The sequence below is a fragment of the Streptomyces sp. NPDC000151 genome (genome assembly GCF_040301705.1).
Taxonomy (GTDB): domain Bacteria; phylum Actinomycetota; class Actinomycetes; order Streptomycetales; family Streptomycetaceae; genus Streptomyces.
Genome location: NZ_JBEPFC010000126.1, coordinates 1 through 21,455 on the forward strand (window position 1 = coordinate 1; position 21,455 = coordinate 21,455).

General features: G+C 70.5%; 19 protein-coding genes and 1 pseudogene. 13 read left to right on the top strand and 7 right to left on the bottom strand.

Annotation, left to right across the window (positions count from 1 at the left end):
• The 4 genes and pseudogenes from ABT381_RS27455 to ABT381_RS27470 all read left to right on the top strand — a co-directional run.
• Positions 1 to 284: pseudogene (locus tag ABT381_RS27455) on the top strand (hypothetical protein); the annotation flags it as partial.
• Positions 281 to 1,219 carry a dihydrodipicolinate synthase family protein gene (locus ABT381_RS27460; protein WP_351599252.1) on the top strand — a complete coding sequence of 313 codons (939 nt, stop codon included), beginning with the start codon at positions 281 to 283 and terminating at the stop codon, positions 1,217 to 1,219. The pseudogene ABT381_RS27455 and the gene ABT381_RS27460, both read left to right, overlap by 4 nt.
• Positions 1,219 to 2,223, top strand: coding sequence for a proline racemase family protein (locus ABT381_RS27465; protein ID WP_351599253.1), 1,005 nt, complete (start codon positions 1,219 to 1,221; stop codon positions 2,221 to 2,223). The genes ABT381_RS27460 and ABT381_RS27465 overlap by 1 nt, the downstream gene beginning before the upstream one ends.
• Positions 2,220 to 3,662 (top strand): amino acid permease, encoded by a 1,443-nt coding sequence (locus ABT381_RS27470; protein WP_502965720.1) that lies wholly within the window; start codon positions 2,220 to 2,222, stop codon positions 3,660 to 3,662. Before ABT381_RS27465 ends, ABT381_RS27470 begins: the two co-directional genes overlap by 4 nt.
• Here ABT381_RS27470 and ABT381_RS27475 read toward each other — a convergent pair.
• The 4 genes from ABT381_RS27475 to ABT381_RS27490 all read right to left on the bottom strand — a co-directional run bounded on the left by ABT381_RS27475 (position 3,646) and on the right by ABT381_RS27490 (position 8,908).
• Positions 3,646 to 4,368, bottom strand: coding sequence for a hypothetical protein (locus ABT381_RS27475; protein ID WP_351599269.1), 723 nt, complete (start codon positions 4,366 to 4,368; stop codon positions 3,646 to 3,648). The two genes, ABT381_RS27470 and ABT381_RS27475, sit on opposite strands and share 17 nt — an antisense overlap.
• Positions 4,369 to 4,840: 472 nt before the next feature.
• Complete coding sequence (locus ABT381_RS27480; RefSeq protein ID WP_351599270.1) at positions 4,841 to 6,298, bottom strand: catalase; 1,458 nt, start codon at positions 6,296 to 6,298, stop codon at positions 4,841 to 4,843.
• A gap of 219 nt (positions 6,299 to 6,517) precedes the next feature.
• On the bottom strand, positions 6,518 to 8,023 hold the full coding sequence (locus ABT381_RS27485; protein ID WP_351599254.1) for a thiamine pyrophosphate-binding protein: 1,506 nt from the start codon (positions 8,021 to 8,023) through the stop codon (positions 6,518 to 6,520).
• 39 nt (positions 8,024 to 8,062) lie between these two features.
• Positions 8,063 to 8,908 (bottom strand): TIM barrel protein, encoded by an 846-nt coding sequence (locus ABT381_RS27490; protein WP_351599255.1) that lies wholly within the window; start codon positions 8,906 to 8,908, stop codon positions 8,063 to 8,065.
• A 136-nt stretch (positions 8,909 to 9,044) separates the two neighbouring features.
• Here ABT381_RS27490 and ABT381_RS27495 point away from each other — a divergent pair, with 136 nt between their 5' ends.
• From ABT381_RS27495 to ABT381_RS27535, 9 genes are all read left to right on the top strand, one after another.
• Entirely contained in the window at positions 9,045 to 9,323 is a 279-nt protein-coding gene (locus tag ABT381_RS27495; RefSeq protein ID WP_351599256.1) for a YkoF family thiamine-binding protein, read from the top strand.
• On the top strand, positions 9,320 to 9,700 hold the full coding sequence (locus ABT381_RS27500; protein ID WP_351599257.1) for a helix-turn-helix domain-containing protein: 381 nt from the start codon (positions 9,320 to 9,322) through the stop codon (positions 9,698 to 9,700). Before ABT381_RS27495 ends, ABT381_RS27500 begins: the two co-directional genes overlap by 4 nt.
• A 175-nt stretch (positions 9,701 to 9,875) precedes the next feature.
• On the top strand, positions 9,876 to 10,388 hold the full coding sequence (gene uraD, locus ABT381_RS27505; protein ID WP_351599258.1) for a 2-oxo-4-hydroxy-4-carboxy-5-ureidoimidazoline decarboxylase: 513 nt from the start codon (positions 9,876 to 9,878) through the stop codon (positions 10,386 to 10,388).
• Positions 10,385 to 10,801, top strand: a complete 417-nt coding sequence (gene uraH / locus ABT381_RS27510) for a hydroxyisourate hydrolase (RefSeq protein WP_351599259.1) — start codon at positions 10,385 to 10,387, stop codon at positions 10,799 to 10,801. The genes uraD and uraH overlap by 4 nt, the downstream gene beginning before the upstream one ends.
• Before the next feature lie 5 nt (positions 10,802 to 10,806).
• Complete coding sequence (gene pucL, locus ABT381_RS27515; protein WP_351599260.1) at positions 10,807 to 11,730, top strand: factor-independent urate hydroxylase; 924 nt, start codon at positions 10,807 to 10,809, stop codon at positions 11,728 to 11,730.
• A gap of 88 nt (positions 11,731 to 11,818) precedes the next feature.
• Positions 11,819 to 13,222: a nucleobase:cation symporter-2 family protein gene (locus tag ABT381_RS27520; protein WP_351599261.1), complete on the top strand. Its 1,404-nt coding sequence runs from the start codon at positions 11,819 to 11,821 to the stop codon at positions 13,220 to 13,222.
• Between the two features lie 43 nt (positions 13,223 to 13,265).
• Positions 13,266 to 14,666 carry an 8-oxoguanine deaminase gene (locus ABT381_RS27525; RefSeq protein WP_351599262.1) on the top strand — a complete coding sequence of 467 codons (1,401 nt, stop codon included), beginning with the start codon at positions 13,266 to 13,268 and terminating at the stop codon, positions 14,664 to 14,666.
• A gap of 322 nt (positions 14,667 to 14,988) precedes the next feature.
• Positions 14,989 to 16,407, top strand: a complete 1,419-nt coding sequence (locus tag ABT381_RS27530; protein ID WP_351599263.1) for a nucleobase:cation symporter-2 family protein — start codon at positions 14,989 to 14,991, stop codon at positions 16,405 to 16,407.
• A 116-nt stretch (positions 16,408 to 16,523) separates the two neighbouring features.
• Positions 16,524 to 17,900 (top strand): nucleobase:cation symporter-2 family protein, encoded by a 1,377-nt coding sequence (locus ABT381_RS27535; RefSeq protein WP_351599264.1) that lies wholly within the window; start codon positions 16,524 to 16,526, stop codon positions 17,898 to 17,900.
• Positions 17,901 to 17,934: 34 nt separating this feature from the next.
• On the opposite strand, the gene ABT381_RS27540 is transcribed toward ABT381_RS27535, so the two are convergent.
• From ABT381_RS27540 to ABT381_RS27550, 3 genes are all read right to left on the bottom strand, one after another.
• Positions 17,935 to 18,810, bottom strand: a complete 876-nt coding sequence (locus ABT381_RS27540; RefSeq protein WP_351599265.1) for a chitosanase — start codon at positions 18,808 to 18,810, stop codon at positions 17,935 to 17,937.
• A 173-nt stretch (positions 18,811 to 18,983) separates the two neighbouring features.
• Entirely contained in the window at positions 18,984 to 20,615 is a 1,632-nt protein-coding gene (gene aceB / locus ABT381_RS27545; protein WP_351599266.1) for a malate synthase A, read from the bottom strand.
• A gap of 226 nt (positions 20,616 to 20,841) precedes the next feature.
• Positions 20,842 to 21,455, bottom strand: a 614-nt coding sequence (locus tag ABT381_RS27550; protein ID WP_351599267.1) for a nucleotidyltransferase family protein, incomplete at its 5' end; no start/stop codon positions are given.

Genomic DNA, 21,455 nt, shown 5'->3' on the forward strand with positions numbered 1-21,455 from the left:
CCTGGACCCCGAGCGTGGTCATCAACGTGAGCAGCATGACGGTGCTCCCCACCGTGAGACAGGCCCGGATCTGCGGGCCCCCCCTCGCCGTGCTGACCTATCGTCTGCGGGGCGACCGGCCCGCCCGCCCGGCCGACGGCCTGCCCGTCGCCGCCCCGCACCGCCGCCCCATCGCCCAGCCCATCCGCCTCGGAGAGCTGGCCCGTACCCCCGACCCCTCGGACCCGGACACGCACGCGAACAGCACGGCCCCGGACACGCACACGAAGGAGAGCACCGCATGAACAGCACCGCCTCCCACCGCCCCGCCGGCCTCGGCGGCGTGGTCGTCGCCACCGCGCTCCCGTACCGCGAGGACCCCGCGGCCCCCGCCGGGCTCGCCGTCGACCTGGACCGCTACGCCGAGCACTGCCGCTGGCTGGTGGACAACGGCTGCGACGGCATCGGCCCGAACGGCTCCCTGGGGGAGTACTCCTCGCTCACCGACGACGAGCGCCGCGCGGTCGCCCGTACCGCGATCGAGGCGGTCGGCGACGACGGCACGGTGATCGTCGGCGTGCACGGCGTCGGCAGCCACCAGGCCCGGCACTGGGCCGAGGTCGCCGCCGAGGACGGCGCCGACGGCGTGCTCTGTCTGCCGCCGACCATGTACCGCGCCAACCCCGGCGAGGTCCTCGCCCACTTCGAGGCGGTGGCCGGCGTCGGCCTCCCCGTCATGGTCTACAACAACCCCATCGACACCAAGGTCGACCTCACGCCCGCGCTGCTCGGCGAGATCGCACAGATCGACAACGTCGTGGCGGTCAAGGAGTTCTCCGGCGACGTGCGCCGCGTACTGGAGATCAAGGAGCAGGCGCCCGGGCTCGACATCATCAGCGGTGCCGACGACGTGGTCCTGGAGAGCCTGCTGATGGGCGCCGTCGGCTGGTTCGCCGGCTTCCCGAACGTCTTCCCCGCCGAGTCCGCGAAGCTGTACGCGCTTGCCAGGGCCGGCCGCTTGGAGGAGGCACGCGCGCTGTACGAGCCGCTGGTCGCCGCCTTCCGCTGGGACTCCCGCACCGAATTCGTGCAGGCCATCAAGGCGGGCATGGAGCAGGTCGGCCGGTACGGCGGTCCCTGCCGCCCGCCGCGCGGCCCGCTCGTTCCCGAGCACCGCGAGCAGGTCCGTGCCGACATGGCCCGCGCGATCACCGCGCTTGAGAAGCTGGCGGCCGCCTGATGAGGTCGGTACGCACCCTCAGCGCCGTCGACTCGCACACCGAGGGAATGCCCACCCGGGTGGTGACCGGCGGGGTGGGCCCGATCCCGGGCGCCACCATGGCCGACCGCCGCCGGTACGCCGTCGAACACCTCGACGGACTCCGCCGCTTCCTGGTCGACGAGCCGCGCGGCCACCCCGCCATGAGCGGCGCCCTGCTCCAGCCGCCCACCCGCCCCGACGCCGACTGGGGCGTCCTGTACATCGAGGTCAGCGGCTTTCTGCCGATGTGCGGGCACGGCACGATCGGCGTCGCCACCGTCCTCGTCGAGACCGGCATGGTGGCGGTCACCGAGCCGGAGACCGTCGTCCGGCTGGACACCCCGGCCGGGCTCGTCGAGGCGCGGGTGACCGTGCGGGACGGCGTCGCGGAGCGGGTCACCCTGCGCAATGTCGACGCTTTCGCGCTCGAACAGGACGCCAAGGTCGAGGTCCCCGGCCTGGGCGAGGTCCGCTACGACATGGCGTACGGCGGCAACTTCTACGCGATCGTGGACCTGGAGCAGCAGCTCGGGCTGCCGTTCGACCGGGCACGCAAGGACGAGATCCTGGCGGCCGGGCTGGCGATCATGGGCGCGGTCAACGAGCAGAACCGCCCCGCGCACCCCGTCGACCCGCTCATCTCCGGCTGCAAGCACGTCCAGTTCCTCGCCCCCGGATCCGACGCCCGGCACTCGCGCAACGCCATGGCCATCCACCCGGGCTGGTTCGACCGCTCGCCGTGCGGCACGGGCACCTCGGCGCGGATGGCGCAGCTGTACGCGCGCGGCGAGCTCCCGCTGGACACCGAGTTCGTCAACGAGTCCTTCATCGGGACGCGGTTCACCGGGCGGCTCGTCGGCACCACCGAGGTCGGCGGGGTGCCCGCCGTCGTGCCGGAGTTCTCCGGGCGCGCCTGGATCACCGCCACCGCCAACTACCTGCTGGATCCCCGCGATCCCTTCCCCGAAGGCTTCGTCCTGTGAGCGTCGCGAGAGAGATCTTCCGCCGCAAGCCCGTGGACTCCTCCGAGGAGGAGTCGACAGGCGGGCTGCGCCGCACCATGGGCCTGTGGCAGCTGGTCGCGCTGAGCCTGGGCGGCCTGGTCGGCGCGGGCGTCTTCTCGCTGGCCGGCGTGGTCGCGCACGAGGACGCCGGGCCCGGCGTGATGCTCTCCTTCCTCATCGCGATCATCGCCAGCAGCGCGGCGGCGCTCTGCTACGCCGAGTTCGCGGGCACGATCCCGAAGGCGGGCTCCGCGTACACCTACTCCTATGCGGCGCTCGGCGAGGTCGTCGGCTGGGCCATCGGCTGGGACCTGCTGCTGGAGTACACCGCGATCGTCGCCGTGGTGGCCATCGCCGTCTCCGGTTACTTCTCGTACGTGCTGCACGGCATCGGCATCGACCTGCCGGCCTGGATGCTCGGCGCGCCCGGCACCGGCTCGGGACACCGCGTCGACCTGCTCGCCGCGCTGCTCTGCCTGCTGCTCGCCTTCGTGCTCTCGCGCGGCACGAAGGAGTCGGCCCGCTTCGAGACGGTCCTCGTCGTGATCAAGCTGGGCATCGTGGCGCTGGTGGTGGTCGCCGGCGCCTTCCACATCTCGGCGGGCAACTACAGCCCGTTCCTGCCGTACGGCCTGGGCGGCGCGTTCACCGGCGCCGCGACCACCTTCTTCGCGGTGTACGGATACGACGCGATGAGCGCGGCCGCCGAGGAGAGCGCCGAGGCGAAGAAGGTGCTGCCGAAGGCCATCGTGATCTCGCTGGGCATCGCGGCCGTGATCTACCTGCTGGTGTGCGTGGTGCTGCTCGGTATGCAGGACTACCGCCACATCGACGTGCACAGCCCGTTCTCCAGTGCGCTGGCCTCCGTCGGCCTCGGCGGGCTCGGCATGGTGGTCGCCGTCGGTGCCATCATCGGCATCACCACCTCGGCCTTCGCCAACATGCTGGCCGTCTCCCGGGTCTGGTACTCGATGAGCCGGGACGGCCTGCTGCCGCGGTACTTCGCCCGCAACCACCCGAAGCGGCAGGTGCCGACCCGGGTGATCTGGCCGGTCGGCGTCGGCTCGGCGCTGATCGCCGGGTTCCTGCCGATCCGGGAGGCGGCCGACCTCACCAACATCGGCATCCTGATGGCGTTCATCGTCGTCGCGGTGGCGGTCGTGGTCATGCGCCGCACCCGCCCCGACCTGCCGCGCGCCTTCCGTACGCCGCTGGTGCCGCTCGTACCGGCCATCGGCGTGGCCTTCTCGGTCTGGCTGATCGCCAACCTCGACCCGGTGACATGGCTGCGCTTCGCGGCCTGGATGGTGATCGGACTGATCGTCTACGCGCTGTACGGCTACCGCAACTCGCAGGAGAACCCGGGCCGTACGGAAGGCCCGGAGCGGCCCGTGGAAACGGTCAAGGCCCCTTCCTGATCAGCTCGTCCGCCGGGTCGTTCACCGGCTGCGGGGTGCCCGTGAGGTCCATGACGAAGAGCGGGACGTGCAGCGCGTCGGCTCGGGTCCGGGCGTCGTGCGCGTAACCGGCCAGCGAGAAGAACACCGCGAGCGCGGAGTCGTTGAGGCCGTTCAGCCAGACCGTCTCGATCTCCCGCAGCCGGGTCGGGCGGGTGGTCGGATCGACCTGCGCCACCAGCCCGCGCCCCCGCACGTCCACCCCCGTCGAGCTGCGCTCGGGGGCCCGTACGACCTCGGTGAAGCCCAGCCACTTCAGGTACTGGACGGCCGCGGTGACGCAGTCACGTGCCGTACGGATCGTCACCGGGCGGAAGGCCGGGCGCAGCGTGGCCGGGCGCGCGGGGGAGTGGTGGCGGTGTCCCGCCCGCCCGAGCGGGGCGGTCTCCGGTGCCGGCGGCCCAGGGGCCGGTATCACCGGCACCCGGACGACCGTGCCGCAGGCGCACGCCGACTCCGGCGCCGGCCACTCGTCCAGCCGCCCGCAGGACTCGCAGCGCACCTCGACCCAGGAGCTCTGCCAGGTACGGTGCTGGATCTCGACGGGCACCCCGCCGCGCAGCACGGGCATCGTCAGTGGCGCCCCGCACGCGCACGGAAAGGTGGGCGGCGTGAAGGCGTTCTCGCGGCGGCACGTAGGGCAGCGCACCGGCACGCTGTCGGCCATGTTCGGCTCCTGGCGGGTCGTTCGGCTCATCGCCGTCCATGGTCCCCCGGAATGCGCCGTTCCTGGGGCGAATCGCGAGGAGAGACGCGCACAGGGCCCGGCGCGTCCGTGACCGTACGGACGAGCCGGGCCCTGCGGGTGGTTCCCGCCCGGTGGCACGGGTTACAGGCGCGACAGGACACGCGCCACCGGACGGAGTCTGGAGAGGGATGGGGCGAGGCATGGGATGAGGCATGGGGCGAAGAAGGTGTGCTCCGCGGTGCGGAGGAGAGGAACGCGCCCTTCCCTATGAGACGCGTCCGTACCACCGCACTGGTTTCTCCGCTGCACCGCGGAGCCCACCGTCGGCCGGCGGCCGAAGCCGCCGGCCGGTCCGTACCGCCCGGCCACCCCTCAACGGGCCGGACGGTACGGACGCGCAAGGGTGCTGACCTCCCGTCAGTCCTCACGCAGCTTTTTCCAGGACCGGGACTCAGTCCTCGCGCAGCTCGCGGACCTTGGCCTCGACGCGCTTGCCGTAGTCCTGGTCGGCCGCGTGGAAGTGCGCGAGCGCCTTCTCGATGACGTCGTCGCGGGAGACCTGCGAGAGGCCGCCGGCGATGTTCGCCACCAGGCGCTTCTTCTCGTCCTCGGACATCAGCCGGTAGAGCTCGCCGGCCTGGAAGAAGTCGTCGTCCTTGGTGTGCTGCGGGGCCTCGTGGGTGCCCGTGTGGCCGGCGAGGGCGAACGGGGCGGACAGCGCCTCGTTCGTCTGGACCGGGCCGTCGTAGCTGTTGGGCTCGTAGTTCTTCGCGTGCCGGCCCTGGGAGTTGGCGGCCATCAGGCCGTCCCGGCCGTAGTTGTTCGCCACGGTCGCCTTGGGGGCGTTGACCGGCAGCTGGGTGTGGTTGATGCCCAGGCGGTAGCGCTGCGCGTCGGCGTAGGCGAAGAGCCGGCCCTGCAGCATCTTGTCGGGGGACGGGCCGATGCCGGGCACGAAGTTGTTCGGCGAGAACGCGGACTGCTCGACCTCGGCGAAGACGTTGTCCGGGTTGCGGTCCAGGACCATCCGGCCCACGCGCTGCAGCGGGTAGTCCTTGTGCGGCCACACCTTGGTCAGGTCGAACGGGTTGAAGCGGTAGTCCGCCGCCTCGGCCGCCGGCATGACCTGCACGTACAGCGTCCAGGACGGGTACACGCCGCGCTCGATGGACTGCAGCAGGTCGGTCTGGTGCGAGTTGGGGTCCGTGCCCGACAGCTCGGCGCCCTGCTCGGAGTCCAGGCAGCGGATGCCCTGGTTGGTCTTGAAGTGGTACTTGACGAAGAACTGCTCGCCCTTGGCGTTGGTCCACTGGTACGTGTGCGAACCGAAGCCGTTCATGTGGCGGTAGGACGCCGGAATGCCGCGGTCGCCCATCAGCCAGGTGATCTGGTGGGTCGCCTCGGGGGAGTGCGCCCAGAAGTCCCAGACGTTGTCCGGCTCCTGCTTGCCCGTGAAGGGGTCGCGCTTCTGCGAGTGGATGAAGTCGGGGAACTTCAGCGGGTCCTTGATGAAGAACACCGGAGTGTTGTTGCCGACGAGGTCGTAATTGCCCTCTTCGGTGTAGAACTTGACCGCGAAGCCGCGCGGGTCACGCGCCGCGTCCGGGCCACCGAGGTTGTCGGCGACGGTCGAGAAGCGGATGAACAGCTCGGTCCGCTTGCCGACGGTGTTCAGGAAGTCCGCGCGGGTGAAGCCGGTGACGTCGTCGGTCACCTCGAAGTAGCCGTACGCGCCGGAACCGCGGGCGTGCACCACACGCTCCGGGATGCGCTCCCGGTTGAAGCGGGCGAGCTTCTCGATCAGGTGCTGGTCCTGCAGGACGATCGGGCCACCGATGCCGGCGGTGGCGGAGTTCTGGTTGTCGGCGACGGGGGCGCCCGACTCCGTGGTGAGTGTGCGCGCCGTCAGCGAGGGCTTCGTCATGGTGACCTTCCGTACGAAGAGCGCGGAAGCCGACTTCCGCATGTTGGAGCGTATGGAGGGCTCCAACCAAACGTCAACAGTTTGTTGAAAACTTGCTCGTGTCCTTCACCGCCGCACGTGGCGGCCGGAAAAGGGTCCCGGCGGCGGCACCTGGGCGCGACAGGACAGGTGTCGGCGCCGCCGCCGGAAGTCTGTGTGTGCTTGTTACTCGTCGGGCCTGGCCAGCACGTCGACCAGGACCGGGCGCCGCGTGGAGACGGCCTCCTTGCGGGCCCACTCCAGGGCCGACCGCAGCCCGTCCCGGGCCGTGACCCGGCGCCCCGAGCATCCGTACGCCTCGGCCAGCCGCACGGCGTCCGGGCCGCGCTCGTCCCGGCCGAGCAGCAGCTGCACGTACGGCACCGAGCACTCCGCCGCGGCCGTCAACTCCTCGGCCAGTGGCGGCAGTCCGGGCCCCGTGCCGATGCCGACCAGCGTGGCGTCCGGCGCCGCCGCGGCCAGCGCGAGCCGTGCGCCGAGCGCCGCGGGGACCGCCCAGCCCGGTGGCCCGCCGCGGCCGCCGAGCAGCAGCCGCCGTGGCCTGCCGACCGGGAGCAGCGCGCCGCCCCACTCCCCGTACACCTCCTCCGTCAGGACGAAGCAGGTGTCCGGGTCGGTACCGAAGACCGCGTCGAGCTCCGCGTGGACCCGGCGGACCGGGACCGGGGCGCCGCCCGGGCCCGCCGCCCGGACCGCGGCTCCTGCGGGCCTGGCCCAGGTCCGGGGCCGCGCCGTGCTCTCCCGGGCGGCGTCGTGCAGCGCCTCCAGGAAGAGCTGTGCATCGGCGACGATCCCCAGGCCGGCCGTGCCGTACCCGCCGATCGCCGACGGCTCGGCGTCCACCTGGACCACCGTGCGTACCTCCGCGAGGAGGCCCGCGGCCCGCCCGGTGCCGATCGCGAGCACGCAGTCCGCCGCGTTCAGCGCCCGGTGCCCCTCCCCCGAAGGGCACCCGACGGTCCCCGCGTAGAGCTCGTGGCCCTCCCCGGCGCAGCCGCGGCCGCCGGGGGTGTCGGCGAACGGCACCCGCAGCCGGCCGGCCAGCGCGCGCAGCGCGGCACCGGCGTCCGCCGCGGTCACTCCGCCGCCCGCCAGCAGCAGCGGCCGGCGCGCGGCCAGCAGCAGCTCCAGCGCGGCGGCGACCTGCGACGGATGCGGTGTACCGCTCCGTGTCGGCAGTGGCGCGTCGACCGCCGGATCGTATGCGATCTCCGCGTCCGCCGCGTCGGCGGGCAGCTCCACCAGCACCGGTCCCGGCCGGCCCTCGCGGGCCGTACGGAACGCCTCGCGCAGCGCCCACGGCAGGCGGGCGGCCGAGGCGGCCGGTAAGACCTGCTTGGTCACCGCCCGCACCGGTTCCCCGGCGCCGGGCCCCGCGGCGAGGCAGACCAGCGGTACGCCGTCGGCGCGGGCGGCGTGCAGCCCGGGCACCAGCCCGGGCCCCGACGCCGCGCCCGCGACGACCACCCCGGTACGCCCGCTCGCGCGGGCCCAGCCGTCGGCCATGTGGGCGGCGGACTGCGCGTGGCGTGCGGTCAGGAGAGCGGTGCCGCCGGCCGCGAGCGCCGCGTACAGCGGGCGGCCGGGCGCGTCCGGGCAGCCGAAGGCGGCGTCGCCGCCCTCGTCCCGGGCGATCCTGGCGGCCGCCGCTGCGGCGGACATCCTCGGCATCGGTCGCTCCCCCCTGGCCCGTACGTCAGTCGTCCGGTATCAGTGCCGGCCGGCGGCGCGCAGCGGCGCGGGCAGCCACTCGAAGGCGCCCGCGCTGGGGCGGTCGCCGGGCTTGTACTCCAGGCCCACCCAGCCCTCGTAACCGGCCTTCTTCAGGCGGTTGACCAGGTCGGTGAAGTCCAGGTCGCCGGTGCCGGGCGCGCCGCGTCCGGGGTTGTCGGCGATCTGCACGTGCCCGGTCTTGTCCGTGTACGAGTCGATGACCTCGTTGAGGTCCTCGCCGTTCATGGCCAGGTGGTACAGGTCCATCAGGAACTTGGCGTTGCCGAGGCCGGTCGCCGCGTTGACCTTGTCGACGATCTCGATGGCCTTGGGCGCGGAGACGATCGGGCAGAGCGGCGACTCTGGCGCGTTGAGCGCCTCGATCAGCAGCGTCGCGCCGATGGAGTCGGCGGCGCGGGCAGCCAGGGTGAGGTTGGCGAGGGCCACCTCGTCCTGGAGGGCCGGGTCGACGCCCTCGATGCGGTTGCCGTACAGCGCGTTGAGCGCCTTGCAGCCCATGGTGCGGGCGAACTCCACCGCGACCGGTACGTTGGCGCGGAACTTCTCGGACTCCTCACCGGGCAGCGAGAGGGCGCCGCGGTCGGGGCCCGGCAGCTGTCCGGCGTAGAAGTTCAGGCCGACCAGCTGGGTGCCGGCGTCGTTCAGCGCGTCCCGCAGCGCGTCCAGCTCGGACTGCTCGGGCACCGGCGCGTCGACCCACGGCCACCACAGCTCGACCGCGGTGAAGCCGGCGGCGGCCGCGGCGGCGGGGCGCTCCAGCAGCGGGAGCTCGGTGAAGAGGATCGACAGGTTGACGTCGAAGCGCGTGTCGGTGAAGCCCATGCGGGGTAAGCGCCTTCCGTATTACGAAACTTATTTTCTGCGTATTGGAAGAGTGCCCGCGGGGAAGGAGAGCTGTCAAGAGGTCCCGTGCGGCCGATTGTGGTGGCCGGCCCGAGGTCGGCAGTAGGTTGACGGTGTGCGATTGAGAGTGGAGTTCACGACGGAACCGTTCGATCTGGACGAGGCGCCGGACCATGCGGTGGTGGCCCGCGATGTCGTCACGGGCGCCGAGCTGGACGCGGTCGACGTCGGCCCGTTCGGCAACACCGCCGAGGGGGACGCGGAGCGGGTGCTCACCGCGGTGGACGCGCTGCTGCGGCAGTCCCTGGCGGCCGGCGCCACCCGCGTCTCGCTCCAGGTCAACGTGGTACCGGACGGCCGGGGCGGCCAGGACGGCAAGGAGGCCGAGCGGTGACCGAGCCTGCCGACCACCCGTTCGTCCAGGCGGTGAAGCCGCTGGTGGACGCGATGGGCGGGGAGATGGTCGCGCCGGAGCTGGCGCAGGGTGACGACGTCGTGCTGGCCTGGGAGGGCGAGGACCGGGTGGCCGTACGGCTGCCCCACCTCTCCGACTCCCTGGACCACCTGCTGGCGGACCTGGAGCGCCGGCACGGCTGCCCGCTCGCCGAGCTCGACCGCAAGACCAAACAGTCGGTCGTGCGCATCCTGGAGACCCGCGGCGCCTTCTCCGTACGGCACGGCGTGGAGACGGTCGCGAGCGCGCTCGGCGTCAGTAGGTTCACGGTCTACAACTACCTGAACAGGGAGAACGGCGCGAAGAGCCAGGCCTGACAGGCTCCCGTCACTTACCTCGCGGCAAACCGCCACAAGCCGTCGTTCCGGGTTTCCGGAACGGCGGCTTTCGTGTTGCCGAGTTTTCAACAAAGTGTTGACGTGGTGTTGTCGGGAGACTTAGCTATGCCCAGCCCGTCCAACGCACAGCACGACGCAGCCACGGAGGCTTCCCGTGTCTTCGAGTACGACTCCGGGGCTCACCCGGTTCAATGCCGCCGACGTCAGCGAGGCCCAGGCCGCGCTGCACGAGGTGTGTGCCAGCGCGGCGTGGGGGAGCAAGATCCTCGCGCAGCGTCCGTACGCCGACACCGAGGCCCTCTTCGCCGCCAGTGACGCCGCCATGGCCGAACTGACCGCGGACGACCTGGCCGAGGCGATGGCGGGGCACCCGCCGATCGGCCGCCCCAAGCCGGGCGACCCCACTTCCTCCCGCGAGCAGCGCGGGATGGCGGGGGCCTCCGACGAACTCAAGGCCGAAATGCTCGAACTGAACCTGGCCTACCAGGAGCGCTTCGGGCACGTCTTCCTCATCTGCGCCACCGGCCTGACCGCCGAGCAGATGAGGGACGCGGTCCGTAACCGGATCGACAACGCGCCGGAACACGAACGAGAGATCGTGCGTGGAGAGCTCGTCAAGATCAACCGCATCCGCCTGACCCGCCTCGTAGAAGGAGACGCAGCATGAGCAGCGACACGGCTGCCGATCACACGTCGGTGTCCACGCACATCCTGGACACCAGCGTCGGCCGCCCCGCAGAGGGCGTGGCCCTCACGCTCTCGGTGCGCTCCGGCAGCGACGGGGCCTGGGCCGCGCACGGCGTGTCCAAGACCGACGCGGACGGGCGCTGCAAGGATCTGCCGGCCCTGCCGGAAGGCACCACCCACGTACGGCTCGACTTCGAGACCGAGTCGTACTTCCTGAGCAACAAGAACAAGCAAGCCGAGGCGCAGCAGGACGCCCCCGCGAATCGGGACAGCGGTGCGACCGGAGCGTTCTTCCCGGAGGTGGCGATCACGTTCGCCGTCGAGCCGGGCGAGCACTACCACGTACCGCTGCTGCTCAACCCGTTCGGCTACTCCGTTTACCGAGGGAGCTAGCAGACATGCCCACCATTCTGGGACAGAACCAGTACGGCAAGGCTGAGAACCGGGTCGTAAAGATCACGCGGGACGGCGACACCCATCACATCAAGGACCTCAACGTCTCCGTCGCCCTCTCCGGCGACCTGGAGGAGGTCCACCTCTCCGGCTCCAACGCCAACTGCCTGCCCACCGACACGACCAAGAACACCGTGTACGCCTTCGCGAAGGAGTACGGGATCGAGTCGGCCGAGCAGTTCGGCATCCACCTGGCCCGCCACTTCGTGACCAGCCAGGAGCCGATCAAGAAGGCCCGGATCCGCATCGAGGAGTACGCCTGGGAGCGGATCGAGACCTCCGACGCCAACTCCAAGTTCATCGGCTCCGACGAGGTCAAGCACTCCTTCGTCCGCCAGGGCCAGGAGACCCGCGTCACCCAGATCACCTACGACGGTGAGAACTGGCAGGTCATATCCGGCCTGAAGGACCTGGTCGTGATGAACTCCACCAACTCGGAGTTCTGGGGCTACATCAAGGACAAGTACACGACCCTGAAGGAGGCGTACGACCGCATCCTCGCCACCCAGGTGTCCGGCCGCTGGCGGTTCAACTGGACCGACGACGAGCAGCGGATGCCCAACTGGGAGCGGTCCTACGAGCAGGTCAAGAAGCACATGCTGCACGCCTTCGCGGAGACCTACAGCCTCTCGCTGCAGCAGACCCTGTACCAAATGGGCTCGCGCATCATCAACAACCGCGCCGAGATCGACGAGGTGCGCTTCTCGCTGCCCAACAAGCACCACTTCCTGGTGGACCTCGAGCCGTTCGGCCTGAAGAACGACAACGAGGTCTACTACGCGGCCGACCGCCCGTACGGCCTGATCGAAGCCACCATCCTGCGTGACGGTGTCGAAGCCGAGATCCCGATGGATCTGACGAACCTCTGACGGCTCTCCCACGCCGCGACGTGCCTCGCCTCCCCCTCCCTGACTCCGCACAGCGGGAGGGGGCCGCGAATCCTGAGGGGAACGACCCATGGCACAGCAATCGCACGTTGAGCACCACCCCGTAACCGACGTCCACCCCGTGGACGAGAAGCTGGGGCCCAAGCGGCTCGTCCCCGCCGCCCTTCAGCACATCGCCGCCATGTACGCCGGCGTGGTCACCCCTCCGCTCATCATCGGCCAGGCCGCCGGCCTGGATTCGGCCGGCCAGACCCGGCTGATCGCCGCGAGCCTCCTCATCGCCGGGCTCGCCACCCTCCTGCAGACCCTGGGCGTACGGAAGTTCGCCGGGAACCGGCTGCCGTTCGTGAACGCCGCCTCCTCGGCCGGCATCACGCCCATGCTCGCCATCGCCGAGACCACCGCCAAAGGGCACCAACTGCCCGCGATCTACGGCGCGGTCATGGTCGCCGGCGTCTTCTGCCTCGCCGTCGGCCCCTTCTTCGGCAAGCTGCTGAAGTTCTTCCCGCCGCTGGTCACCGGCGTGGTGATCACCCTCATCGGGGTGACGCTGATGCCCGTACCGGTCGGCTGGGCCCAGGGCGGCGACGCCAAGGCGCCCGACTACGGCGACATGAAGTACCTCGCGCTGGCCGGCTTCACGCTCGTGGTCATCCTGCTCATCCAGCGGTTCACCCGGGGCTTCATCAAGCAGATCGCCCTCCTGCTCGGCCTGGTCATCGGCACCCTCGCCGCGATCCCGTTCGGCCTGGCGGACTTCTCCTCGATCCGCGAGGCGCCCATCGCCGCGCTGCCCACGCCCTTCGCCTTCGGGCCGCCCGAGTTCCAGCCCGCCGCGATCCTCTCGCTGTGCATCGTCATGCTCGTCCTGATGACCGAGTCCTCGGCCGGGATGCTGGCGCTCGGCGAGATCTGCGACCGCGAGTGCACCAGCCGGACCATCACCCGCGGCCTGCGCACGGACGGCATCGCCACCCTCATCGGGCCGATCTTCGGCGGCTTTCCGACCAGCGCCTTCGCGCAGAACGTCGGCGTCGTCTCGCTCACGAAGGTACGCAGCCGCTACGTCGTCGCGGTGGCGGGCGGCGCGCTGATCGTCCTCGGCGCCTTCCCCGTTCTGGGCGCGGTCGTCAACCTCGTGCCCATGCCCGTCCTCGGCGGCGCCGGCATCGTCCTCTTCGGCTCCATCGCCGTCAGCGGCATCCGGACGCTCTCCGAAGCGGGCCTGGACGACAGCTCCAACATCATCCTCGTGGCCGTCTCGCTCGGTGCCGGGATCATCCCGCTCGCCGCGCCCACCTTCTACGCGGACTTCCCCGCCTGGGCACAGACCGTCCTCGGCTCCGGCATCAGCGCCGGCGCGCTGGTCGCGGTCCTGCTCAATCTGTTCTTCCACCATCTCGGCACCCGGAGCGCCCCATCGGCGGCAGTCCTGTCAGCTGCTTCGTCCGGCTCCGGTACTCAAATTCCCTAGGGTCCTGCCGTGCCCAGTCAGCGAGAGAGTGAAGGAAGACCCCATGGCAGCACCGGCAACCCCTGACAGCGCGGTCGCGCGCATCCTCATCGAGAACTGCGCGATCGCGACCGTCGACGGCAACGACACGGAGTACGCCTCCGGCCATGTCGTCGTCGCCGGCAACCGGATCGAGTCGGTGGGCGCGGGGGCCGCGCCCGAGGGCCTGGACGGTGTCGTACGCCGCATCGACGGCACCGGCCACCTGCTCACCCCCGGCCTGGTCAACACGCACCACCACTTCTACCAGTGGATCACCCGCGGCCTCGCGACCGACCACAACCTCTTCAACTGGCTGGTCGCGCTCTACCCCACCTGGGCGCGCATCGACGAGCCGATGGCGGCGGCGGCCGCGCAGGGCTCGCTGGCGATGATGGCCCGCGGCGGCGTCACCACCGCCATGGACCACCACTACGTCTTCCCGCGCGGCGCCGGCGACCTCTCGGGCGCCATCATCAAGGCCGCGTCCGACATGGGCGTACGCTTCACGCTCGCCCGCGGCTCGATGGACCGCGGCGAGTCGCACGGCGGGCTGCCGCCGGACTTCGCCGTGGAGTCCCTGGAGGGCGCGCTCGCCGCGACCGAGGAGACCATCGACCGGCACCACGACGCCTCCTTCGACGCGATGACACAGATCGCCGTCGCGCCGTGCTCGCCGTTCTCGGTCACCACCGACCTCCTCAAGCAGGGCGCCGAGCTGGCCCGCCGCAAGGGCGTGCGGCTGCACACCCACGGCAGCGAGACCGTGGAGGAGGAGAAGTTCTGCCACGAGCTGTTCGGCATGGGGCCGACGGACTACTTCGAGTCCACCGGCTGGCTCGGTGAGGACGTGTGGATGGCGCACTGCGTCCACATGAACGACTCCGACATCGCCGCGTTCGCCCGTACCGGTACGGGTGTCGCGCACTGCCCGTCGTCCAACGCGCGCCTCGCGGCCGGCATCGCCCGGGTACCGGACATGCTCGCGGCCGGCGTCCCGGTCGGCCTCGGCGTGGACGGCACCGCCTCGAACGAGTCCGGCGAGCTGCACACCGAACTGCGCAACGCGCTCCTCATCAACCGCCTCGGCCCGCACCGCGAGGCCGCCCTGAATGCCCGTCAGGCGCTGCGCCTGGGCACGCACGGCGGCGCGCGGGTGCTCGGCCGGGCCGACCAGATCGGCTCTATCGAGGCCGGCAAGCTCGCCGATCTGGTGCTGTGGAAGCTGGACGGCCTCGGCCACTCCACCATCGCCGACCCGGTCACCGCGCTGGTCTTCGGCGCGGCGGCACCGGTGACCCTCTCGCTGGTCAACGGCAAGCCGGTGGTCGAGGACAACCGCCTCACGACGGTCGACGAGGACACCATCGCGCGTACCGCGCGCGCCGAGTCCCAGCGGCTCGCCCGTATCGCCGCCGAGGGCTGATCCTCAGCGGCGCAGCACAGCACAGCCCGTACGGCACAGTCCGTACGGCACACCTGAAGACTCGGCCGGGGGGGACGGCCCCCGGCTGAGCTTGTGGACCCGAGCGGGGTCCACAAGCGCCGTGACCCGGGGACGCGGGTACGAACCCACGTCCCCGGGCCGGTCCCGCACCCGCTCTCCCGCGTCACCCGCGCACCCCCCCCACGCGCGCCATAAGCGCTACCCGCACCCGCACTCGCACCCGCACGGCATCACCTGGCAATCCCTCCGTGACAGGCTCGTGCCACCGGCCCGGTGGCACAGAAATCGAAGGAGGCCCGCAGTGGCCGCAACTCCCGGGCAGCACGTGGAGGGGGACCGGAAGCATCCGGTCGACGAGACCCTTCCGCCTTTCAAAATGTTCACCAGCGGCCTGCAGCACGTGGCCGCGATGTACGCGGGCGTGGTGGCCCCGCCGATGATCGTCGGGCCGGCCTGCGGGCTGAGCGCGACCGAGACGGCGTTCCTCATGGGTGCCAGCCTCTTCACCGCCGGCATCGCCACCCTGCTGCAGACCCTCGGCTTCTGGAAGGTCGGCGCCAAGCTGCCGTTCGTCAACGGCGTCTCGTTCGCGGGCGTCACCCCGATGGTCGCCATCGGCAAGGCCCAGAGCCCCGAGAACGCGCTGCCGATCATCTTCGGCGCGGTGATCGTCGCCGGCGTCCTCGGCTTCTTCCTCGCGCCGTACTTCTCCAAGCTGGTCCGCTTCTTCCCGCCGGTCGTCACCGGCACCGTGATCACCCTGATCGGCGTCTCGCTCCTCCCGGTGGCCTTCAACTGGTCCCAGGGCGGCAACGCGGCGGCCCCCGACTACGGTTCGCTGACCAATATCGGTATGGCAGCGCTGACGTTCGTCATCGTGCTGGTCCTGCGGCGCACCCTGCGCGGCTTCCTCCAGCAGATCTCGATCCTGCTCGGCCTGATCGCCGGCACGCTCATCGCGATACCGGTCGGCATCACCGACTTCGGTGTGATCACCAAGGCCGACGTGATCGGCTTCCCGACGCCGTTCCACTTCGGCGCCCCGCAGTTCGACGTCGCCGCGATCATCAGCATGTGCATCGTGATGCTGGTCTGCATGACGGAGTCGACCGCCGACATGCTGGCGCTCGGCAAGATCGTCGGCCGGCCCGCCGACGAGCGCACCATCGAGGGCGGCCTGCGCGCCGACACCCTCGGCACGGCGATCAGCCCGCTCTTCAACGGCTTCGCGAACAGCGCGTTCGCGCAGAACATCGGCCTGGTCGCGATGACCAAGGTACGCAGCCGCTTCGTCGTCGCCACCGGCGGCCTGATCCTGATCGTCCTCGGCCTCTGTCCGATCGCCGCGTCCGTCATCTCCCTCGTACCGCTGCCGGTACTGGGCGGCGCGGGCATCGTGCTCTTCGGCTCGGTCGCCGCCAGCGGCATCCAGACCCTGTCGACCGCGGCCCTGGAGAAGGGGGAGAACGCGCTGATCGTCGCGGCGGCCGTCGGCATCGGCCTGATACCGATCGCGGCGCCCGACTTCTACCACAATTTCCCCAAGGATCTGCTGGTCGTCCTGGACTCCGGCATCTCCACCGGCTGTCTGATCGCCATCGTCCTCAACCTGCTCTTCAACCATCTCCGGGCAAAGGACGGGAGTTCGGCGGAAGATACGAGTTCGGGAATTCCGCAGCAGCGGTCCGCGGAAGGGTCTTCCGCTGCCGGGGTGCACTGACGTAACGTCTCGGCAGCCCCTCGCTTTATGGAAGTTACTTTCCAGTCTCGATAGCCGGTCCTACCCCAGGGGTGGGGCCGGTTTTCGTACTGCAAGAGACGGAAGAAGCGCCACCCATGAGTACTGCCGAAGACCGCCCCGCCGAGGGCGTCCACCCCGTCGACGAGGTGCTGCCGGCGGGCCGCATGCTCGTCGCGAGCCTGCAGCACGTCGCCTCGATGTACGCCGGTGCCGTTTCCGTACCGCTCGTGGTCGCGGTCGCGGCGAAGATGTCCGCCGCCGACACCGCCGTCCTGATGGGCGGCAGCCTCCTGATGGCCGGCATCGCGACGCTTCTGCAGACGCTCGGCATCGGCAACTTCATCGGCTCGAAGCTGCCGTTCGTCAACGGCGTCTCCTTCGCGGGCGTCGGCGTGATGCTGACGATCCTCACCACTCAGGGCGGCGTGCGGGCGGGCATGCCCGTCGTCTTCGGAGCGATCATCGTCTCCAGCCTCTTCGGCTTCCTGGTGAGCTCCTACTTCTCCCGCCTGGTGCGCTTCTTCCCGCCGGTGGTCACCGGGTCGGTCATCCTGCTCATCGGCGTCTCACTCATCCCGGTCGCGTACGACTGGATCGTGGACGACTCGTCGACCGGCACCCCGCACCCGGAGAACATTGCCCTGGCCGCTGCCACCATCCTCGTGATGCTGCTGCTCCAGCGCTTCACCCGTGGCTTCCTGAAGCAGATCAGCATGCTCTTCGCGATGGTCTTCGGCACGCTGCTGGCGATCCCGATGGGCCTCGCCGACTTCTCCAAGCTCGACGACGCGGCGCTGTTCGGCATCCCGTCCCCGCTCCACTTCGGCGCCCCGCAGTTCTCCCTCCCCGCGATCATCTCCATGTGCGTGGTCATGCTCGTGATCCTCACCGAGTCGACCGCCGACATGATCGCCCTCGGCAAGATCGTCGGCAAGGACGTCGACGAGCAGACCATCGCCCGCGGCCTGCGCGCCGACAGCCTCGGCTCCGCGCTAAGCCCGCTCTTCAACGCCTTCCACGCCAGCGCCTTCGCGCAGAACATCGGTCTGGTCGTGATCTCCAAGGTGCGCAGCCGGTTCGTGGTCGCTCTGAGTGGCGGGCTGCTCGTCCTGATCGGCCTCAGCCCGGCCGCCGCGGCTCTGATCTCCGTCGTCCCGATGCCCGTACTGGCCGCCGTCAGCCTCTTCCTCTTCGGCTCCATCGCCGTCAGCGGCATCCAGACCCTGCTCCAGGCGGACCTGCACCGCGGTGACAATGCGCTGATCGTCGTCGTCACCCTCGGCGCGGGCCTGGCCCCCGCCCTCTCGGACGGCTTCTACGACGCCTTCCCCTCCTGGGCGCAGATCGTCCTCGGCTCCGGCATCTCCACCGGCTGCCTCCTGGCCGTCACCCTGAACCTGGTCTTCAACCACCTGGGCAAGCGCGCGGCCGCGGCGCCGGAGCCCTCCGAAGAGGCGCTCGCGGCGCACTGAGACACGTACGACTCAGGGACCCGGCCCGCTCGGCTCAGCCGATGTGGTACGGGTCCCCGTACACCTCCCAGTCCAACGGCGGATCCAGCGTCAGATTCCCCTTGTTGAGGAAGACGCGCTGCGCGGTGTCCACCCGACTGGTGTCACTGTGCGCCTCCTCCTGCTGCATGGCCCACACCCGCGCGTCCAGGAAGGCGCCGAGGTACTTCTTCTCGTCCCCGCCCTGCGCGGGCGTCTTCGCCTTGGCCATCGCCTTCTTCCGAATACTCCCAAAGCTCGTCGCGTCGCCCCCATCGCCATGCATCACGATGGCGTCGTAATACGCGAACTGCCCCAGCACGCCCACCCCGTCGGCCTTCCCCTGCTTCACCGCGGGATTGAAATACACCCGGTCCCGCTCATCGTTCTGCGCCTTCTGGAACGCGGAGTCCTTCGCGGCCTTCTTCCAGGCATCGGTGAAGCCGGGATCCAGCCCCTCATGCGAGTCGCTCCCATCCACCTCCCGCAACGCGGGCAGGTACTTGGCGAGCACATTCCCCGGCTTCCGCTGCGTGTAGAGCTCCACCAGCTCCAACATGTCATGCGTCCCGGAACAGAACCCGATGATCCCGCCGGTGTACCCGCGCCCATCACCTATGTCCTCGATGTACCCGTACTGCGCCTTCCAGTCCAGCGAGGAATTCTCCGCACTGGACACCAACTGCATGGCGATCTCCTTCTTCGCGGGGTCGTCGAGCCCGACGGCGGCCGGGGCGACGGCGACCGGGCGGGCAACGGCCGGGTGGGCGGCGGCCGGTCCGGCGACGGCCGGTCCGGCAATGGCCGTCGCCGGCACGGCGAGCAGGGCAAGTCCCAGAGCGACGCGAACGGCAGGCCTGCCGCACGCCATGGCTTTCGATCGGGTGCGCATGGTGGATCGCCTCCAGTCAGGAGAGTTCCGTGGGGGGTTCCCCAATCGTTAGGAAGCTTTCCTACCAGACGCGAGAGTTGACGTATACCCGTCAGGGAACGGGGAGTTGAGGGACGAGTGGCACGCGAACGCCCCCGCCGCGGAGTGCGGCGGGGGCGTTCGCGTGCGGGGTGTCAGCCCAGGAGTTCGTACGCCGGGAGGGTCAGGAAGGCGGCGTAGTCGGTGTCGAGGGAGACCTGGAGGAGGAGGTCGTGGGCCTGCTGCCACTTGCCGGTGGTGAAGGCGTCCTCGCCGACCTCCTTGCGGATGGCGGCCAGTTCCTCGGTGGCGATGCGGCGGACGAGGTCGGCGGTGACCTTCTCGCCCTCGTGGCCGGGCTCCTCGAAGACGACGCCCGCGTCGACCCACTGCCAGATCTGGGAGCGGGAGATCTCGGCGGTCGCCGCATCCTCCATCAGGCCGAAGATCGCGACGGCGCCGAGGCCGCGCAGCCACGCCTCGATGTAGCGGGTGCCGACCTGGACCGCGTCGACCAGGCCCTGGTAGGTGGGCTTGGCTTCGAGGGAGTCGATCGCGATGAGGTCCTCGGGCGCGACCGAGACGTCCTCGCGGAGGCGGTCCTTCTGGTTCGGCTTGTCGCCGAGGACCGCGTCGAAGGAGGCGCGGGCGATCGGGACCAGGTCGGGGTGGGCGACCCAGGAGCCGTCGAAGCCGTCGCCGGCCTCGCGGTCCTTGTCGTTCTTGACCTTGGCGAGCGCCTTCTCGTTGGCCTCGGGGTCCCGGCGGTTCGGGATGAAGGCCGCCATGCCGCCGATGGCGTGCGCACCGCGCTTGTGGCAGGTGCGGACGAGGAGTTCGGTGTACGCGCGCATGAACGGGGCCGTCATCGTGACCGCGTTGCGGTCCGGCAGGACGAACTTGGCGCCGCCGTCACGGAAGTTCTTCACGATCGAGAAGAGGTAGTCCCAGCGGCCGGCGTTCAGGCCGGAGGCGTGATCGCGGAGCTCGTAGAGGATCTCCTCCATCTCGTACGCCGCGGTGATCGTCTCGATGAGGACCGTGGCGCGGACGGTGCCCTGCGGCACGCCGACGTAGTCCTGCGCGAAGACGAAGATCTCGTTCCAGAGGCGGGCCTCCAGGTGCGACTCCGTCTTCGGGAGGTAGAAGTACGGGCCCTTGCCGAGGTCGAGCAGGCGCTTCGCGTTGTGGAAGAAGTACAGGCCGAAGTCGACCAGGGCGCCGGGGACGGGGGTGCCGTCGAGCTGGAGGTGGCGCTCGTCGAGGTGCCAGCCGCGCGGGCGCATCACGACGGTCGCGAGCTCCTCGGCGGGCTTGAGGGCGTACGACTTGCCGCTGCGCTCATCGGTGAAGTCGATCCGGCGCTCGTAGGCGTCGATCAGGTTGAGCTGGCCGAGGACGACGTTCTCCCAGGTGGGAGCGGAGGCGTCCTCGAAGTCGGCGAGCCAGACCTTGGCGCCCGAGTTGAGCGCGTTGATGGTCATCTTGCGGTCCGTGGGACCGGTGATCTCCACGCGGCGGTCGTTGAGGGCCGCGGGGGCCTCGGCGACCTTCCAGCTGTCGTCCGCGCGGATGTGCGCGGTCTCCGGCAGGAAGTCCAGGGTGCTGGTCCGGGCGATCTCCGCGCGGCGCTCGTCGCGGCGCTTCAGGAGCTCGTCGCGGCGGGGGGTGAACCGGCGGTGCAGCTCAGCCACAAAGGCCAGGGCCGCCTCGGTGAGGACCTCGCCCTGGCGCTCCAGGGGCTCGGCTTCGACGATGGCCAGCGGGGACGGCGCTGGTGCGGACATGGGCTGTCACTCCATTCAGCAGCGGTGCCTTGACGGCCGCCGGGGCGCCCTGGCGGCACTGGGTGCCGAGGGCTCCGAGATACGGTCGCGGGCGCCGTCTGGGGTTCAGGGCGCTTCTGACCAGTGGAGAGTAGTTTCCTTATGGCGGAAGTTCAATGGTTTGTTGACGTCGAGATTCTTTTGATCGACAGATGCCTTGATCGAATGGCGCTGAGTGCCATCGTGGTCACGCTCCATTACCGTTTTCCGGGCTCGGCCCGGCCTGGTGCCGGCTCCTCCCAGTGTCGGCGAGTCTCGGTAGGTCGGCCGGGGTGTCGATGTCGTACGGCTCGGCGATGTCCGCGCACTCGACGAGCGTGAGGGCGTCCGAGTGCGCCGCGAGATAGTCCCGCGCGCCCCGGTCGCCCGCCGCGCCTGCCGCGACCGCGGCCCAGCGTTCCGCGCCGAACAGGACCGGGTGCCCGCGCCGGCCCTCGTACACCGCCGCCGCCAGGTCCGCGCCCGCGTCGTACGCGGCCACCAGCCGGGCCACCGCCGCGGACCCGATGCCCGGCTGGTCGACGAGGGAGACCAGCACGGCGCCCGCGCCCGTGCCGACCAGCGAGGCGAGGCCCGCCCGCAGGGAGCTGCCCATGCCCTGCGCCCAGTCCGGGTTCTCGGTGACCGCGTACCCGGACAGCTCGGCCCGCGCGCGTACCGTGTCCGCCGCCGCGCCCAGCACGATGTGCACCGGGCCGCAGCCGCCCTCCCGCAGCACCCGCGCGGCGTTCTCGACCAGCGGCCGCCCGCGGAAGTCCAGCAGCGCCTTGGGGCGGCCGCCCAGCCGCCGCCCGCCGCCGG